Source organism: Kluyvera genomosp. 3, assembly GCF_011765685.1.
GTDB classification, from domain to species: Bacteria; Pseudomonadota; Gammaproteobacteria; order Enterobacterales; family Enterobacteriaceae; genus Kluyvera; species Kluyvera georgiana_A.
Map to the genome: position 1 here is coordinate 4,125,383 of NZ_CP050321.1, position 17,803 is coordinate 4,143,185.

Genomic DNA, 17,803 nt, shown 5'->3' on the forward strand with positions numbered 1-17,803 from the left:
CGTAGGCCTGATAAGCGAAGCGCCATCAGGCACCCGCACATTACTCGTCTAACAGCACCACTTTGCCGACGTACGGCAGATGGCGGTAACGCTGCGCGTAGTCGATACCGTAACCGACCACGAATTCGTCCGGGATGGAGAAGCCGACAAACTCAACCGGCACGTCCACTTCGCGGCGAGACGGTTTATCCAGCAGCGTACAGATCGCCAGCGACTTCGGCTCACGCAGGCCGAGAATCTCGCGCACTTTCGACAGGGTATTGCCCGAGTCGATAATGTCTTCAACGATGAGCACGTCTTTACCGCGAATGTCTTCATCCAGGTCTTTAAGGATTTTCACGTCGCGGGTGGTCGACATACCGCTGCCATAGCTGGATGCCGTCATAAAATCGACTTCGTGCGGTACCTGCACTTCACGGCACAGATCGGCCATGAACATGAATGAACCGCGCAGCAACCCCACCAACACCATTTCGCTGCCGCTATCTTTATAGCGCTCGTTAATCTGACGACCCAGTTCGGCGATACGCGCTTTGATCTCCGCTTCCGGGATCATCACTTCAACAGTATGTTTCATTTAACTAACCACATGATTTTAAATGTAAATCACTCAACCTGTTAACCCAGAGCCGCGAGGTTGATCAGCAAGCGAGAAAGTATACCAGCAAAACGATTAATGCGGCTAATTCGATAATAAAGCTCATTTTGTGATTTCGATCACACTTGTTAAATCCTATAATCAAATGAAAGCAATAATTAACAAACAAACGGACACCTTTCTATGGCTGAAACAAAAAACCAACAACCACGACTGCTCGCGAGGTTAACCACCCTCTTTGCGGCTTTTTGTGGTTTGTATCTTCTGATTGGCGGAGCATGGCTGGTCGCCGTTGGCGGCTCCTGGTATTACCCGGTCGCCGGTCTGGTGATGCTAGGCGTTACCGCGCTGCTGTGGCGCGGTAAACGTTCGGCGCTGTGGCTGTATGCGGTACTGCTGGTCGCCACCATGATCTGGGGCGTGTGGGAAGTCGGCTTCGACTTCTGGGCGCTCACCCCGCGTAGCGACGTGCTGGTCATCTTCGGCGTGTGGCTGATTCTGCCGTTCGTCTGGCGTCGCCTGATCGTGCCATCCAGCGGTGCCGTTGGCGCACTGGTGGTGGCACTGTTGATCAGCGCCGCTATTCTCACGTGGGCAGGATTCCATGACCCGCAAGAAGTGAACGGCACGTTGAGCGCCGACGCCACGCCAGCAGAGCCTATCTCAAAGATTGCAGACCAGGACTGGCCCGCCTATGGCCGTAACCAGGAAGGCCAGCGCTTCTCGCCGCTTAAACAAATTAACGCGGAGAACGTGCATAACCTGAAGGAAGCCTGGGTGTTCCGCACCGGCGACCTGAAGCAGCCAAACGATCCGGGTGAAATCACCAATGAAGTGACGCCGATTAAGATTGGCGACATGCTCTATCTGTGTACCGCCCACCAGCGTCTGTTCGCGCTGGATGCGGCCACCGGGAAAGAGAAATGGCACTTCGACCCGCAGTTAGGCACCGACCCGAGCTTCCAGCACGTGACCTGCCGCGGCGTGTCTTATCACGAAGCGACGGCGGCAAACGCCTCGCCTGACGTGGTGTCCGATTGCCCGCGCCGTATTATTCTGCCGGTGAACGATGGCCGAATTTTTGCCCTCAACGCCGAGACCGGTAAGCTGTGCGAATCCTTTGCAAACAAAGGCATTCTGAACCTGCAAACCGATATGCCGGTTACCACGCCAGGGATGTATGAACCGACTTCACCGCCGATCATCACCGATAAAGTGATTGTGATTGCCGGCGCGGTTACCGACAACTTCTCAACCCGTGAGCCGTCTGGCGTGATTCGCGGTTTCGACGTCAACAGCGGCAAACTGCTGTGGGCCTTTGACCCGGGCGCGAAAGATCCTAACGCCCTTCCGCAACCCGGCCAGCATTATACCTTCAACTCGCCGAACTCCTGGGCACCCGCGGCCTACGATGCGAAGCTGGACCTGGTCTACCTGCCGATGGGCGTTACTACTCCGGATATCTGGGGCGGCAACCGTACACCGGAACAGGAACGCTTTGCCAGCTCCATTGTGGCGCTGAACGCCACCACCGGTAAACTTGCCTGGAGCTACCAGACCGTTCACCACGATCTGTGGGACATGGATATGCCGTCCCAGCCGACGCTGGCAGACATCACCGTCGATGGCAAAAACGTACCGGTTATCTACGCACCGGCCAAAACCGGCAACATCTTCGTGCTGGATCGCCGTAACGGCGAGCTGGTTGTCCCGGCACCGGAAAAACCGGTCCCGCAGGGCGCGGCGAAAGGCGACTACGTCACCAAAACCCAACCATTCTCTGACCTGAGCTTCCGTCCGAAGAAAGACCTGAGCGGTGCAGACATGTGGGGCGCCACCATGTTTGACCAGCTGGTGTGCCGCGTGATGTTCCATCAGCTGCGCTATGAAGGCATCTTCACCCCACCGTCAGAGCAAGGCACGCTGGTGTTCCCGGGTAACCTGGGGATGTTTGAGTGGGGCGGTATCTCCGTCGATCCGAACCGACAGGTGGCGATTGCCAACCCGATGGCGCTGCCGTTCGTCTCTAAACTGATTCCACGCGGCCCAGGCAACCCGATGGAGCAGCCGAAGGACGCGAAAGGTAGCGGTACCGAAGCCGGTATCCAGCCCCAGTATGGCGTGCCGTACGGCGTGACGCTGAACCCGTTCCTCTCTCCGTTCGGACTGCCGTGCAAACAGCCAGCCTGGGGTTATATCTCCGCGCTGGATCTGAAAACCAATGAAGTGGTGTGGAAAAAACGTCTGGGTACACCGCAGGATAGCCTGCCGTTCCCGCTGCCGATTCCATTGCCGTTCAATATGGGGATGCCAATGCTGGGCGGCCCGATTTCCACCGCCGGTAACGTGCTGTTTATCGCTGCAACCGCCGATAACTACCTGCGCGCTTACAATATGAGCAACGGTGAGAAACTCTGGCAAGGACGTCTGCCAGCAGGCGGCCAGGCGACGCCGATGACCTATGAGGTCAATGGCAAGCAGTTCGTGGTCATTTCAGCAGGTGGTCACGGTTCGTTTGGCACAAAAATGGGCGACTACATCGTGGCCTACGCGTTACCTGACGACGCGAAGTGAATAAAATGCCGACCCTTGGGTCGGCATCCTCACTCCCCCGGGTCACGCGCTTTTTGTGGCCCGGGGAAATACGCAATTATTTATCAAACTTAATCGACAGCAGCGACGCCCTGGCCGCCTCCTGATACTGCCCCACCAGATCTTTCGTCATATTAAACGCCGCCTGAACCGCTTTATCGTTTTCAGACGTCACCAGCAGCATATTCAGAATGTCCGTATCCGCCGCCTGAGAGCGGAAGGTAATCAACCACGCTTTATGCCCATCAACCGTCACGGATTCCGCCTGCGGCTTATAGTTACTCAGCATTTTCAGCGTCGCGTCCTTTGCCACATCGAGCTTATCTGCGGGCAGCGCGTGACGTCCGTTACTCACCCCCAAGGATGCTTTTCCACGTTCATCACTATAAATAACCTGCGGCCGGTTTTCTGACGGGTATTTGATTTTTGCCATATCGTCAGGCATCGGCGTGAACGCCTGCGGGATCTCGATGCTCAACTTCAGCTCGGGAATGTTTTTACGTTCCATCTTCATGTCAGCCTGTGCTGACACCGCCACCATCATGACCAAAGACGCTGCCAGAACCTTACCAAAGAGAGACATGTTCACCTCGTGATTAATTGTTAGCCACACGAGTATATATTTAATTTATCCGTTTGATACGACGCAAATTTGTATCGCCCTTCAGCCGTTACCGGGTAGCGTCGCCACTACCCGGTTTCTCGCTAGACGGTAAAGCCCAGCATCATGCCGGTATCTTCATGCTCCAGCAGGTGACAGTGCGCCATATAGGCTTGATCTTTCGGGGCCTCATGATCGAACTTCACCAGCACTTCGCTCACGCCACCTTCCACGCGCACCGTATCTTTCCAGCCCGTGCGATGCGTCGCCGGTGGTTGACCGTTTTCCCGCAAAATGCGGAACTGGGTACCGTGAATATGGAACGGATGCAGCATCATGTCGCCCTCGCCGGAAATCACCCAGCGCTCAAACTTGCCCTTTTCCGCCGCGAACATCGGCTGATTCATATCAAAGGCTTTACCGTTGATCTTATTGGCATTATGGAAATCGAACCCGCCTTCGCCGTGCTGCATGTGGCCCATGTTGCCGTGGTCCATTTTCATACCGCCGTGGCCCATCATGTCGCCATGATCCATTCCGCCCATCGCCTGATTGCCGTATTTCTTCATCAATGCCTGCATGCCCATCATATCGAGCATCGGGTCCATCGATAGCTGGAGCTTACGCTCGGTCAGGCCGTCAAGTGACGGCAGCGCGGGCATTTTCGCCAGCGTATCCGGCAGCGTACCAGAGCCGGGAATACCGATCGGCTGGATGTGCAGCACCGGTACGGCCTTATCAAACGGCGCAACCGCCATCCCCATCTGGGTGACCGGCAGCGTTACCAGGTCGAATGCTTTGCCATCGCGCGCATCCACCAGCACTTCAAAACGCTCGCCCATCAGCATGGGTAGCTCGTTCACTTTTACCGGCTCGGCCAGCAGGCCGCCGTCGCTCGCCACCACGTACATCGGGCGTTTGTCGCTGATAGCCAGCGTCAGCGAGCGCGCGTTACAGCCGTTGAGCAGGCGCAGGCGCAGCCAGCCCCGCGGCGGCGCATGCTGCGGGAACGGGGCGCCGTTAGTCAGCAGCGTATCGCCAAACCAGCCAACGGCAGCACTCATCACATCCAGCTGATAATCAATCTCGCCAGCGGCGGTGAATTTTTTGTCCTGCATAATCACCGGAATATCGTCGATACCCCACTGCTTAGGCAGCATCAGCTTCTGGCTGTCTTCATCCTCAATCAGCACCAGTCCAGCCAGCCCCATCGCGACCTGATGCCCGGTTTTACCGTGCTGATGCGGATGGAACCAGCAGGTCGCCGCTCGCTGCATCGGCGTAAAGCTCACCGTGCGGCTGGCACCGGGCTGAATGATCCCCTGTGGGCCACCATCGACTTCACCTGGCACTTCCAGACCGTGCCAGTGCACGGTGGTCTCTTCCGGGAGCATATTCTGAATTTTGACCGTGGCAGGAGTCCACTGCTGCAGACGAATAGCCGGGCCCAACAGGTTGCCGTTATAGCCCCAGGTGGTCGCCGCTTTCCCCGCAAACTGCGTTTTCCCGGCCTGCACGGTCAGCAGGATCTGGTTATTCGCGTCTGCGGTAAGGATCGGCGGAATGGCGAGCGTAGGACGTTCAGCGGCAAATACCGCACGACTCCATAGCGGCAAGGCGCTGGCAACGCCGACGGCGGCGCTTAATTTGAGAAAATCACGACGATGCATCGGTACTTCCTTTTCGGCTTGTGGTGATTATTTGAGCTTAAACCCTCCCCCTGCAGGAAGGTCAAGCGGAAAGCCATGAATAATGCTCCCCGTGTTGTGGGTAAATATGTTAACGTGGAATATCGACGATGTAAGGTAGAAGAAATGAAGACGTTTTTCCGGACGGTGCTGCTTGGATCGCTGCTGGCGATGTCCAGCTCGAGTTATGCTTTAAGCGAGTCTGAAGCGGAAGATATGGCCGATCTGACGGCGGTATTTGTGTTTCTGAAAAACGACTGTGGCTACCAGAACCTGCCCAACACGCAAATTCGTCGCGCGCTGGTCTTTTTTGCCCAGCAGAACCAGTGGGACCTCAGCAATTACGACACCTTCAACATGAAGGCGCTGGGTGAAGACAGCTATCGCGACCTCAGCGGCATCGGCATCCCAACGGCGAAGAAATGTAAAGCGCTGGCGCGTGATTCGTTAAGCCTGCTGGCGTACGTGAAATAATGGCGTGGCGGAGCCCTGACGCTCCGCTTATCGTTTAACCGGCAGCGTCAGCAACACCGACTCCACCGCACTTTCTTGCTGGGTTACCCGCAATACCGCCCGCCCTAACTGGCGGCCAACCTCTTCATGATTGACAGTAAACAAGCAGGATGACGACATCACCCGCGCCGAGAAATCACTGCTTGCCGTAGCGCACAGCATATTTTTTTCATTTAGCGGACACGCCGGCAACGAAGCCAGGTAGTGACTCGCCCCCATCTGCAAGAAGTCATTGATAAAGATTACGAAATCAGGTTGTTCTGGCTGCCGCATAAACTGGCGCGCCGCCTCTTCACCAGAAGACTCCGCAACGGTGCCATAGAAGATCAACCCATCCGGCTGATGAATTCCCTGCTCCGCCAGCGCTTCTAAACATCCTGCCAAAAACTGGTGGCCATGCATGCTCTCCGGTCCAAGTGTAGCAATGGCAATACGCCGGGCACCGCTATCCAGCGCCGCGCGCACACATTGACGCCCCATCTCTTCATGATGAAAATCCACCCAGTTAAAGCTGCCCCCTAGCGTGCGGCTTTGTCCCATCGTCACAAACGGAAACTGCAGTTCATCCAGCAGCAGAATGCGCTCATCTTCAATGCGGGTATCGGTGAGAATAATGGCGTCTGCACGGTTTTGTTCTACGATCTTTCGCAACAGTAGCCGCTCACTCTCACGATCGGTCGAAATGTGGATAACCGGATCGATGGCGCTTTCTTTTAAGCTGGCCTGTAACCCTCTGGCGATCGCCATAAAAAACGAAGCGGTATGGATATTGCCGTCATCGGCAACCGGCAGGAGCAGCGCAACCACGCCCACTTTACCGCTGCGCAAATGTTTCGCCGAGGCATTTGGTCTGTAGCCCAGTTTTTCCGCCGCTTCGCGTACTTTTTTCCGCGTATGACTGCTGATATCGCTTTTGTTATTCAGCGCCTTTGATACCGTCGCCGTCGATAGATTCAGACACGCCGCCAATTCTTTTATATTCATATTTCTTTATGGATTAAATGGCTTCGAACAAGGATATTCCTGCCAATCTAAACCAATCGTTTTCATGTGACAATAAAAAACCGTCTTAACACCTTCGCAATGTGCAGTCACGATCACATTTACGTAGTTAAAGCCATTGCCAACCTTATTTTTCAGATCTAGCATAAAATAATACGAAATCGATTAAGTATTTTGAATGGAACCCTTAATTATAATTACCATGATAAAGGTACTTACACCATGCAATTAGATAGTGCACTTCCTGCTTCAGCTGTAAAAAATAAAACACGGCCACAGGTTATATGGATTTGTCTGCTTGCAGCGCTGGCCGGCCTGCTATTTGGTCTGGATATCGGTGTCATTTCCGGCGCCCTCCCACTGATTGCTAAAGAGTATCATCTGCTGGATAGCCAGCAGGAGTGGATCGTCAGCTCAATGATGGTCGGCGCAGCCGTCGCGACGCTATGTAGCGGCGTTCTGGCCTATCGGCTTGGGCGGAAATACTCACTGCTCATCGCCGCCGCCTCGTTTTGCCTGGGTGCCATCATTTGCACCTGTGCCGTCAGCCCTGAGATGCTGATCGTAGGGCGATTGATTCTCGGCGTGGGATTGGGCGTCGCCTCCTACGCGACACCGCTCTACCTTTCTGAGATTACGCCCAAAAATATTCGCGGTGCGATGATTTCCGCCTATCAGTTGATGATTGCGCTGGGTATTTTACTGGTCTTTCTCACCAATACCGCCTTTAGCTATAGCGGCAACTGGCGCGGTATGTTGCTGGTTGTGGCGATCCCTTCGCTGGTCTTTTTGTTCGGCGCTCTGTTTCTGCCGCGCAGTCCGCGCTGGCTAATGATGCATGGCCGCGAAGAAGCTGCCCGCGCCGTCCTGCTACGTCTTCGCAATAGCAGCGAGGAGGTTGAAAACGAGCTGCGGGAGATTAAAGAGCAGCTCAACGTTAAGCAGCAGGGATGGCATTTATTCAAGGAAAACAAAAACTTTCGCCGCAGCGTTGGCCTGGGTATCGTGCTGCAAATCATGCAGCAGTTCTCCGGGGTTAACGTGATGATGTATTACGCGCCGCGTATTTTTCATGAAATCGGCTTTACCACCACCGCCGAGCAGATGTGGGGAACCGTTATCGTGGGCTTAGTGATGACCATCGCCACGTTTATCGCCGTCGGTTTCGTCGATCGTTGGGGTCGAAAACCGATGCTGTACATCGGCTTTATAACAATGGGCATCGCCATGAGCGTGGTGGGGACGCTGCTCGGCGGCGATGCGCTGTCGGCCGTGGAGAAGGGAATCACCGTCGCGATGCTACTGCTGTTTATCGTCGGGTTTTCTATGTCGGCAGGCCCGCTTATCTGGCTGCTTTGTTCTGAAATTCAGCCGCTGAAAGGGCGTGAATTCGGCATTACGTGCTCCACCTTTACCTGCCACATTGCCGGGATGATTGTCAGTGCCACCTTCTTGTCATTGCTGAATACCTTAGGCAGCGCGCATACCTTCTATCTCTATGCGCTATTAAATATCGTGGCCCTCGTGATTATCTACCTATTTGTTCCGGAAACAAAAAATATTTCCCTGGAACAAATTGAGCAAAATCTGATGGCAGGGAAAAGATTAAGAAGCATTGGCCGATAATAAAAGGACAAGTGAAGAATGAGCTTTCTGGAATTTAATGAAGATAATTTTCATATTATCTTTGAGATTGATGACGAGCAGCGGATTTATATCAGCCAGTTTTTAGTTAACGAGCAGCGTGAAGCGCACGGCGCATTTCCTCTTATTCAAGTCCACGCCAGCGGCTACAACCAGAATGATCATCATGCTCGCAAGCATACCGGCAGCGAGCCGGGATCGTCCCTGCGCTACCATGCCCATCACGAGAGCGAAAACGCGCAGGGGAAAAAACTGGAGATCGATCTTCACGGCCCGGCCATTCATGCTCGCTGGCATCTGCAACATTTTCGCGGGCTACGCTCAGCCCGGGTATGGTGCGAGATCGAAAATGTCAGCACTGAAGTCATTGGTCTGGAATATGTCAGCTCGCTGGCGCTGTTCGCCATTGATAGCCTACCGTGGGAAAACAACAGCGTCTTACACCTGCCGCACAATAACTGGTACGGCGAAGCGCAGTGGAAAAGCGCCACGCCGTCGCAGCTCGGGCTGGATAAAGTTAACCGTTTTTCCCTGGATCGCATCGCTATCGAAAGCACCGGTACGTGGTCCAGTATCGGTTATCTGCCCGTTGCTGCTTTTGAAGATAAGGCGGCAGGCACAACGCTCCTCTGGCAAATTGAGCATAACGGCTCCTGGCAGTGGGAAATCGGCGATTTCCGCGACCGCCTCTATCTGCTCGTCAGCGGCCCTACTGAAAATGAAAGTCACTGGTGGAAATCACTGGCACCCGGTGAAATCTTTACCTCTGTGCCGGTTGCCGTCAGCAAAGTTCAAGGAGGCCTACAGGAAGGATTACAGGAGATAACCCGCTACCGTCGGCGAATCATGCGCCCTGCACTCGATAACAAACAACTGCCGGTCATTTTCAATGATTACATGAACTGCCTGTCCGGCGATCCTACAACCGAGAAACTGCTGCCTCTGATTGATGCGGCAGCCGAGGCGGGCTGCGAATATTTTTGCATCGACTGCGGCTGGTATTCGGACGGCGAGTGGTGGGACGGAGTGGGTGAATGGCAACCTTCGCCGCGGCGTTTTCCGGGCGGGATCCGCGAACCTCTCGATTATATAACGGCTAAAGGGATGAAGTCAGGCCTGTGGCTGGAACTGGAAGTCATGGGCATCGCCTGTCCGCTGGCGCAAACGTTGCCCGACGCCTGTTTTTTCCAGCGTCATGGTAAACGGGTTATCGACCACCAGCGCTACCAGCTCGATTTTCGTCATCCTTTGGTGCAGGCCCATGCCGATCGGGTCATCACGCGCCTGGTCGAAGAGTACGGTATCAGCTACATCAAAATGGATTACAACATCAACGCCGGAAGCGGCACGGATCACCAGGCCGATAGCAGCGGTGACGGTCTTTTACAACATAACCGGGCTTATCTTGGCTGGCTGGCTAAAACAATGGACCGCTACCCGCAGCTGGTTATTGAGAACTGCGGTAGCGGCGGCCTGCGCATGGATTATGCCATGATGCAGCTACACAGCATCCAATCGGTGACCGATCAGACCGACTATCGTTTGATGGCCTCCATTGCCGCGGCCGCCGCGTCTGCCGTCACGCCGGAGCAGGCTGCAATCTGGTCCTATCCACTGCGCGAGGGCGACCGGGATGAGGTGGTGATGAACATGGTCAACAGCCTGCTGCTTCGCGTACATCAGAGCGGCCATCTGGCCGAGTTGAGCGGAGAACGTCTGGCGTTGGTCAAGGAAGGGATTGCACTGTACAAAACGTTTCGCGCGAAAATTCCACATTTACAGCCGTTTTGGCCATTGGGGATGCCCTCGTTCGCCTCGCCGTGGCTGGCATTTGGCCTACGAGATGAGCAGCAGGCGTGGGTCGCGATCTGGCGTATGGACAGCGAGCAGGCAACCATGACGCTGCCAATGGCATCGGTTGAAACCATGACCTGCGTTTACCCACAGGCCGAGCAACAGTGCTGCCAGCCGACGCTTCTGTCGCAAAACGTCTGTGTCACTCTACAGAAAAAAATGACGGCAAGGCTCTTCCACCTCACCTATGCTAGTTAGCGCAGCATTATGCCGCCCGGACACCGTGCCGGGCGGACTGCACTGAACTAACGCTGTTGCACAAACTCGCGGTACGCAGCGACTACCTGCAGGAAATCTTCCACGCCGCAGAGCGACAGGCTCTCCTCGTCGTAGTAGCTCATCCCCTCTTCCATTTCGTCGCCGGAAAATTCCAGCTGATTAGCGCGAACCATCACTTCTTCGCCGTCCATCCACAAAGTGTATTCATGCCCGGCGCGCTGCCATGAACGCTCGCTGCCTTTAACGGTACGTGCAGCCTCTTCCACTTCATCCAGTAGCGAGAGGTTGTCTTTAACCTCTTCATTAAACCAGTGACCGACCACCTCGTGGCCCATCGACATTCGTACTTTTACCCCTCCGGTAACGTCGCGCAGAAATTCATAATCCATGATCTGTTCCTCTACAAAGGCAATGCGTCACCGCTGCATTGTACCTATGGGTAATTATCGCAGCTATGTAGAGGAAAAAAAGTGGATACGTCTAATTGTCGTAAATTTATCTATAAGAAGATCGGGTTATCTGCATTCTGGTTCCACAAGTAGTATCGTCCCATGCTATCACTATGAATGTAGTAAATTTACACTGCTAGCATGTATAATGATAATTATCATTCACTTTATAGTATAGAAATATAATGGGAACCTTAAAACTTATTCAATATCCATCTCAACTTCTTTCATTAACCATATCAGATGTAATTAACAAACAAAATTTATCTCAGCTCATCCAAAAATCTAAAAAAGATGACAGTGAAAATTGGGAAGGCAAGGATTGGATAATTAAGAACACACCTCAACAAGGAATAAATTGGATAGGAGAACATCCTAATATAAAAGCAGTGATAATAAAAACAAAGGATGGTTCTTACGCTGATGATGGCTGGAAAAATAATGAAAAAACCATATATTCTTACTCATTTAAAGCAGCAAAAGGAATCATTAATTTTAATGATTCTGCGAACAGGGTTCTAATTAACCAACCGATAAGCAACTATCCTATTCTGTTATTTACTGATTCATCTAATAAATGGGAATTTCAGGGGCGCTTTAGAATCATAGACATACTAGAAAAAGCAGTCATCTTAGAAAAAATGGTAAGTTTCCCAAGTCTAAATGATAAGAGTAGTGACAATGATGACATCATTTTGTATAAAAACGAGCACACTGAAGGGAAAATTAAATACATAACTCATATGTTATCTGAGCGGAATAGAAAAATAATAGATGAAATAAAAGATAACTCGCAATGGGTTTGTGACATTTGTGAGATTAAATTCTTAGATAAATATGGTAAAAACTATATTGAGGCCCACCACAAAATACCAATACATACTTTTAACGGTGAGCATAGAATATTAAAAACTGACTTTGCATTACTTTGCCCAAATTGTCACAAAGCTGTTCATATATACTTAAGAGAGGAAAACCTACAATATGAAGAAGCTAAAATAAAAATACGCAACATCTTAAAAAGATAGAAACATATAATATGAATAAAAAGGGGGCAATTAGCCCCCTAAAATGTAAATTAGACCGCCGTCTGGAAAATCACGCCGTCCGCTTTCTCAGTGTACTGAGAGAGCTGGTCGAAGTTCAGGTAACGGTAGGTATCCACCGCCGTCTTATCCACCTGTGCCACGTAGGTCTGGTACTCTTCCGGCGTCGGCAGTTTGCCGATCAGCGCCGCAACCGCCGCCAGCTCCGCAGAAGCCAGGAAGACGTTCGCACCGGTACCTAAACGGTTCGGGAAGTTACGGGTAGAAGTGGAAACCACCGTCGCACCGTCAGCCACGCGCGCCTGGTTACCCATACACAGGGAACAGCCAGGGATCTCAATACGCGCACCGCTCTTACCGAACACGCTGTAGTAACCTTCTTCGGTCAGCTGCGCGGCGTCCATACGGGTTGGCGGCGCCACCCACAGGCGAGTCGGCAGTTGGCCTTTATGGTTGTCCAGCAGCTTGCCGGCAGCACGGAAGTGGCCGATGTTGGTCATGCAGGAGCCGATGAACACTTCGTCGATCTTCTCGCCCTGCACGTCAGACAGCAGACGCGCGTCGTCCGGATCGTTCGGCGCACACAGAATTGGCTCTTTGATATCCGCCAGATCGATGTCGATCACCGCCGCGTACTCTGCGTCAGCATCGGCTTCCAGCAGTTGCGGGTCCGCCAGCCATTTTTCCATGCCCTGGATACGACGTTCCAGCGTACGACGGTCGCCGTAGCCTTCGGCGATCATCCACTTCAGCAGGACGATGTTGGAGGTCAGGTATTCAACGATCGGCTCTTTGTTCAGCTTGATGGTACAGCCGGCAGCAGAACGCTCGGCAGAAGCATCGGTCAGCTCAAACGCCTGCTCCACTTTCAGATCCGGCAGACCTTCGATTTCCAGGATGCGGCCAGAGAAGATGTTTTTCTTCCCTTTCTTCTCAACGGTCAGCAGGCCCTGTTTGATGGCGTACAGCGGGATAGCGTGTACCAAATCGCGCAGGGTGATGCCCGGCTGCATTTTGCCTTTGAAGCGCACCAGCACGGATTCCGGCATATCCAGCGGCATCACGCCGGTCGCGGCGGCAAACGCCACCAGACCAGAGCCCGCCGGGAAAGAGATACCAATCGGGAAACGGGTATGGGAGTCACCGCCGGTACCTACAGTATCTGGCAGTAGCATACGGTTCAGCCAGGAGTGGATAACGCCGTCGCCCGGACGCAGAGAGACACCGCCACGGTTCATAATGAAGTCAGGCAGCGTGTGGTGCGTGGTCACGTCAACCGGCTTCGGATACGCGGCAGTGTGGCAGAAGGACTGCATTACCAGGTCAGAAGAGAAGCCCAGGCACGCCAGGTCTTTCAGTTCGTCACGGGTCATCGGGCCGGTAGTATCCTGAGAACCTACGGAGGTCATCTTCGGTTCGCAGTACGCGCCCGGACGGATACCTTTCACGCCACAGGCGCGGCCCACCATTTTTTGCGCCAGAGAGAAGCCACGGCTGCTTTCTGCCACGTCTTTCGCCTGACGGAATACATCGCTGTGCGGCAGGCCCAGCGCTTCACGCGCCTTGGTGGTCAGGCCACGGCCGATAATCAGCGGAATACGGCCACCGGCGCGCACTTCGTCGATCAGCACGTCGGTTTTCAGTTCGAAGGTTGCCAGCAGTTCGTCGGTTTCATGATTGCGCACTTCGCCTTTGTACGGATAGACGTCAATCACGTCGCCCATATTCAGGTTGGCTACGTCCACTTCGATTGGCAGCGCGCCCGCATCTTCCATAGTGTTGAAGAAGATTGGTGCAATTTTGCCGCCAAGGCACAGACCGCCGCCGCGCTTGTTCGGTACATGAGGGATATCGTCACCCATGAACCACAGTACGGAGTTGGTCGCTGATTTACGGGAAGAACCGGTACCCACCACGTCGCCCACGTAGGCCAGCGGGAATCCTTTTTTCTGCAGGGCTTCGATCTGCTTGATCGGGCCAACGCTGCCCGGCTGATCCGGGTCGATGCCTTCGCGGGCGTTTTTCAGCATCGCCAGCGCGTGCAGTGGAATATCCGGGCGAGACCAGGCATCCGGCGCCGGAGACAGGTCATCGGTGTTGGTTTCACCGGTCACTTTAAAGACGGTAACGGTGATTTTGTCCGCCAGCGCTGGGCGGCTCAGGAACCATTCGGCATCAGCCCAGGACTGAACAACCTGCTTCGCGTAGGCGTTGCCCGCTTTGGCTTTCTCTTCGACGTCGTAGAAGTTATCGAACATCAGCAGGGTGTGGGAAAGCGCTTTGGCAGCAATCGGCGCCAGCTTCGCATCGTCCAGCGCATCAATCAGCGGATGGATGTTGTAACCACCCTGCATGGTGCCTAACAGTTCGATAGCTTTTTCTGGGGAGACCAGCGGGGAAGTGGCTTCGCCTTTCGCAACGGCGGCGAGGAAACCCGCTTTAACATAGGCGGCTTCGTCAACGCCCGGCGGTACGCGGTTGGTTAACAGATCTAACAGGAATTCTTCTTCGCCAGCAGGCGGATTCTTCAGCAGCTCAACCAGCGCGGCCATTTGGGTTGCATCTAAGGGTTTGGCAACAATCCCAACGGCTGCACGCTCAGCTACGTGCTCACGGTATTCTTTTAGCACGACGGTATCTCCTCGCTCTCATTGTCATATGCGGTCGGCGATCTCTTCACGCTCCTGTGAGACAGCAGTTTGTAGGGTAAAAGCCCGGTACCGCGTGGGCCAGCATAGCAGGATTTCCGGGGACTGTTAATCCGTTTACAAAAAAGCAACATTAAATATTTGCTGAATCGTTAATGTTGGTATAAGAGAATAGAAAATCGCCCTTTAAGGCGGGATTCAACCATCTGTTAGTCATATTGTTCCTTGTTTTGTTATGAAAATATTGCATATACGTAATTAACATCCGTGGAGCCTGGCGGATACCTCCTTACGCGAACTTCGCACCAGAGGGGCAACTCGTGTCAGATTTTTCCGACAACGCGCAAAATCCCTGCTTTAATCAAAAAACAAACAACAGTCTCTTTATACTCGCGGCATATCCGATCCCTCATACGGACTGTGTAGTTCTCTGGAGATCCACCATGAACTTGCCCTTTAAGCCCCACTATATTGCACTGGTGTGCAGCGCCGGGCTGCTTGCGGCGGCCGGTACGCTGTATGTGAAAAGCCGCGAACCTGCCGCTCCGGAAGCGCCGCCGGTTGCCGCCGTCGCCGCGCCGGAAGCCGCAGCGACGCCGACCTACTCCACAGCGCAAATCACCCAGTGGGTGGCGCCCATCGCCCTTTACCCCGACCCGCTGCTGTCGCAGGTGTTGATGGCCTCCACCTACCCGGATAGCGTCACTCAGGCCGTGCAATGGTCGAAAGATCATCCCGGCCAGCAGGGCGATGCGGCGGTAAAAGCCGTCGCCGGGCAGCCGTGGGACGCCAGCGTGAAATCGCTGGTCGCCTTTCCACAGCTGACGGGCATGATGGGGGAAGATCCTCAATGGGTTACCAACCTCGGCAACGCCTTCCTGGCGCAGCCACAGGATGTGATGGATGCAGTGCAAAAGCTGCGCCAGCTGGCGCAGCAGACAGGTTCGCTGAAATCGACTCCTCAGCAAACGGTGACCACCACGAAACGCGCGGTTTCCTCCACCAGCACCAGCCATGCTACCAGTAGCACCAGTAGCGCAAGCAGCTCGCCAACGGTGATCAAAATCGAACCGAGCGATCCGCAAGTGGTGTACGTTCCGAACTACAACCCGACGGTTGTTTATGGCAACAGCTGGCCTTATACCTCTGCGCCACCGGTTTATCTGCCGCCGCCCCCCGGGGAACAATTTGCCGATAGCTTCGTGCGTGGCTTTGGCTATAGCCTGGGCGTGGCGACAACCTACGCGATTTTCAGCAACATTGACTGGGATGATGACGATCACCACCACGATGATGATCACCATCACGATGACGATCATTATGATCATGGCGGCTACCAGCATAATGGCGATAACATCAATATTAATGTAAATAATTTCAATAAGATAACTGGAGCAAACCTGAGCGGCGAAACCCGCAACTGGCAGCATAATCCGGCCTATCGCGGTAATACGCCTTATCCGAATAATACGGTGGCCAATCAGTTCCACCGGACCAACGTCGCCGGCGGGCTGAGCGCCACTCACCAGACTCCGGCGTTAGTTGCCCCGCACCAGACCGATGTGGCGGGCGGCCTCAGCGCCACCCAACATACTGCGCCGAACCGTGATACACAGCGTCAAGCGGCAATGCAGCAGCTTAACCAGCGCACGCATAGCAACGGCGCGACGCCAGCGGCCGCTGACTCGCGAGACGCTCAGCGCCGCGCCGCATCGCAGCAGCTCAACCACACCGCACAGCGCAATAACTTCCGCGGCTACGACGCCCCGACGAGCCATATCGCCACGCGGAATACCCAGCCGCGTGAGGCCGCGCAGCGCATCCAGCAGTCGCATCCGCAGTTAAACGACAGCCAGCGACAGAGCCTGCAACGTGAGCGTCAGAACGGCGAGAAACTGCACCTTAATCAGGACATGATGGGCCAGCGCAGCGCATTACAGGCACAGCGTGAAGGTGCACGCAGTAATGTTTTCAGCGGCAACGAAAGCCGCGCCCCCTCCTGGCAGTCACAGCAGTCACGCGGGCTGGAGAGCCGTCGCGCTTCCGGCCTCGGCGGCGAGCAGCGTAGCGGTGGCCTTGCTGAGCACCATGAGTTCCGTCGACGCTAAAGGATAACAAGATGAAAAAGCAGATACAGATAGCGCTGCTGGCGCTGACGATGTCGCCGCTGATGGCGTGGGCGCAGCAGACGTTTTCGACGCCAGACCAGGCAGCCAGCGCGCTGGTTGATGCGGTCAGCCACGAAGACAACAGCAAGCTGGATAAACTCTTCGGCGAAAACTGGCAGCAGTTTTTACCCCCTGACGGCGTTGACCAGGAGGCCGTTGCTCGTTTTCTTCGCGACTGGCGGCTCGGACATCGGATCGTCCTACAGAGCAACACCGCCTGGCTGGATGTTGGCAACGATGGCTGGCGGCTGCCCATCCCCATAGAGAAAAACGACAAAGGCTGGGAATTTAATATCGCCGCTGGCGAGGATGAGATCCTGACCCGCGCAATAGGCCGCAACGAGCTTTCGGCTATTGAAGCCATGCACGCCTACGTGGATGCCCAGCAAGATTACTATCAGTTGAACCACGCCTGGGCGCAGAAAATTATCAGCAGCGACGGGAAAAAGGACGGCCTCTACTGGCCCATCAAACCAGGAGAAGATCCTAGCCCTCTGGGGCCAAACTTCAGCCCTTCGGTGCCAGGTGAAGGCTATCACGGCTACCATTTCCGCATTATCGCCAACGGCGATAAAGGCGAAGTCGCTCTGCTGGCCTGGCCGGTTGAGTGGGGGCAAACGGGCATCATGAGCTTTATGGTCGATAAGACCGACCGCGTTTACGAAGCGAACTTAGGTGCAGAGACGGCGCAAAAAGCGCAGGCGATTACCCAGTTCTCACCGGACTCCAGCGTCGGCTGGAAGGCCGTCGCCGAATAAAAAAATACCCGGCAGCGTGGAGA

13 protein-coding genes are annotated in these 17,803 nt (G+C 54.3%); 7 read left to right on the plus strand and 6 right to left on the minus strand.

The genetic code is table 11. From position 1 onward, the window contains the following. Positions 1-40: 40 nt before the first annotated feature. Positions 41-577 carry a hypoxanthine phosphoribosyltransferase gene (gene hpt / locus GY169_RS19360; RefSeq protein WP_064547513.1) on the minus strand — a complete coding sequence of 179 codons (537 nt, stop codon included), beginning with the start codon at positions 575-577 and terminating at the stop codon, positions 41-43. Positions 578-781: 204 nt separating this feature from the next. Here hpt and GY169_RS19365 point away from each other — a divergent pair, with 204 nt between their 5' ends. Then, positions 782-3,172: a glucose/quinate/shikimate family membrane-bound PQQ-dependent dehydrogenase gene (locus tag GY169_RS19365; RefSeq protein WP_167576754.1), complete on the plus strand. Its 2,391-nt coding sequence runs from the start codon at positions 782-784 to the stop codon at positions 3,170-3,172. A 76-nt stretch (positions 3,173-3,248) separates the two neighbouring features. Here the strand turns inward: GY169_RS19365 and GY169_RS19370 are convergent, their stop codons facing one another. Together GY169_RS19370 and cueO are read right to left on the minus strand one after the other, a co-directional pair. Beyond that, positions 3,249-3,773, minus strand: coding sequence for a hypothetical protein (locus GY169_RS19370; protein WP_163448033.1), 525 nt, complete (start codon positions 3,771-3,773; stop codon positions 3,249-3,251). Positions 3,774-3,895: 122 nt separating this feature from the next. After that, positions 3,896-5,461: a multicopper oxidase CueO gene (gene cueO, locus GY169_RS19375; protein ID WP_167576756.1), complete on the minus strand. Its 1,566-nt coding sequence runs from the start codon at positions 5,459-5,461 to the stop codon at positions 3,896-3,898. A 144-nt stretch (positions 5,462-5,605) separates the two neighbouring features. Between cueO and GY169_RS19380 the strand changes: the two genes are divergently transcribed. Next, positions 5,606-5,953 (plus strand): YacC family pilotin-like protein, encoded by a 348-nt coding sequence (locus GY169_RS19380; RefSeq protein ID WP_062772020.1) that lies wholly within the window; start codon positions 5,606-5,608, stop codon positions 5,951-5,953. A 27-nt stretch (positions 5,954-5,980) separates the two neighbouring features. Here GY169_RS19380 and GY169_RS19385 read toward each other — a convergent pair whose 3' ends face one another. Then, positions 5,981-6,976: a LacI family DNA-binding transcriptional regulator gene (locus GY169_RS19385; RefSeq protein ID WP_167576758.1), complete on the minus strand. Its 996-nt coding sequence runs from the start codon at positions 6,974-6,976 to the stop codon at positions 5,981-5,983. 240 nt (positions 6,977-7,216) lie between these two features. Here GY169_RS19385 and GY169_RS19390 point away from each other — a divergent pair, with 240 nt between their 5' ends. Together GY169_RS19390 and GY169_RS19395 are read left to right on the plus strand one after the other, a co-directional pair. Further along, the gene (locus tag GY169_RS19390; RefSeq protein WP_167576760.1) at positions 7,217-8,620 is read left to right on the plus strand and encodes a sugar porter family MFS transporter; all 1,404 of its coding nucleotides are present in this window, start codon (positions 7,217-7,219) and stop codon (positions 8,618-8,620) included. 18 nt (positions 8,621-8,638) lie between these two features. Further along, the gene (locus tag GY169_RS19395) at positions 8,639-10,690 is read left to right on the plus strand and encodes a glycoside hydrolase family 36 protein (RefSeq protein ID WP_223882116.1); all 2,052 of its coding nucleotides are present in this window, start codon (positions 8,639-8,641) and stop codon (positions 10,688-10,690) included. 47 nt (positions 10,691-10,737) lie between these two features. On the opposite strand, the gene yacL is transcribed toward GY169_RS19395, so the two are convergent. Next, the gene (gene yacL / locus GY169_RS19400; RefSeq protein ID WP_163448035.1) at positions 10,738-11,100 is read right to left on the minus strand and encodes a protein YacL; all 363 of its coding nucleotides are present in this window, start codon (positions 11,098-11,100) and stop codon (positions 10,738-10,740) included. Positions 11,101-11,345: 245 nt separating this feature from the next. Between yacL and GY169_RS19405 the strand changes: the two genes are divergently transcribed. Continuing rightward, positions 11,346-12,188 (plus strand): HNH endonuclease, encoded by an 843-nt coding sequence (locus tag GY169_RS19405; RefSeq protein ID WP_167576762.1) that lies wholly within the window; start codon positions 11,346-11,348, stop codon positions 12,186-12,188. Between the two features lie 50 nt (positions 12,189-12,238). Here GY169_RS19405 and acnB read toward each other — a convergent pair whose 3' ends face one another. Further along, positions 12,239-14,836, minus strand: coding sequence for a bifunctional aconitate hydratase 2/2-methylisocitrate dehydratase (acnB, locus tag GY169_RS19410; RefSeq protein ID WP_163448036.1), 2,598 nt, complete (start codon positions 14,834-14,836; stop codon positions 12,239-12,241). A gap of 461 nt (positions 14,837-15,297) precedes the next feature. On the opposite strand from acnB, the gene GY169_RS19415 reads away from it, so the two are divergent. After that, a complete protein-coding gene (locus GY169_RS19415) occupies positions 15,298-16,962 on the plus strand; it encodes a DUF3300 domain-containing protein (protein ID WP_167576764.1) in 1,665 nt (554 codons plus the stop codon). 11 nt (positions 16,963-16,973) lie between these two features. Further along, positions 16,974-17,780: a DUF2950 family protein gene (locus GY169_RS19420; protein ID WP_167576766.1), complete on the plus strand. Its 807-nt coding sequence runs from the start codon at positions 16,974-16,976 to the stop codon at positions 17,778-17,780. Positions 17,781-17,803 lie beyond the last annotated feature (23 nt).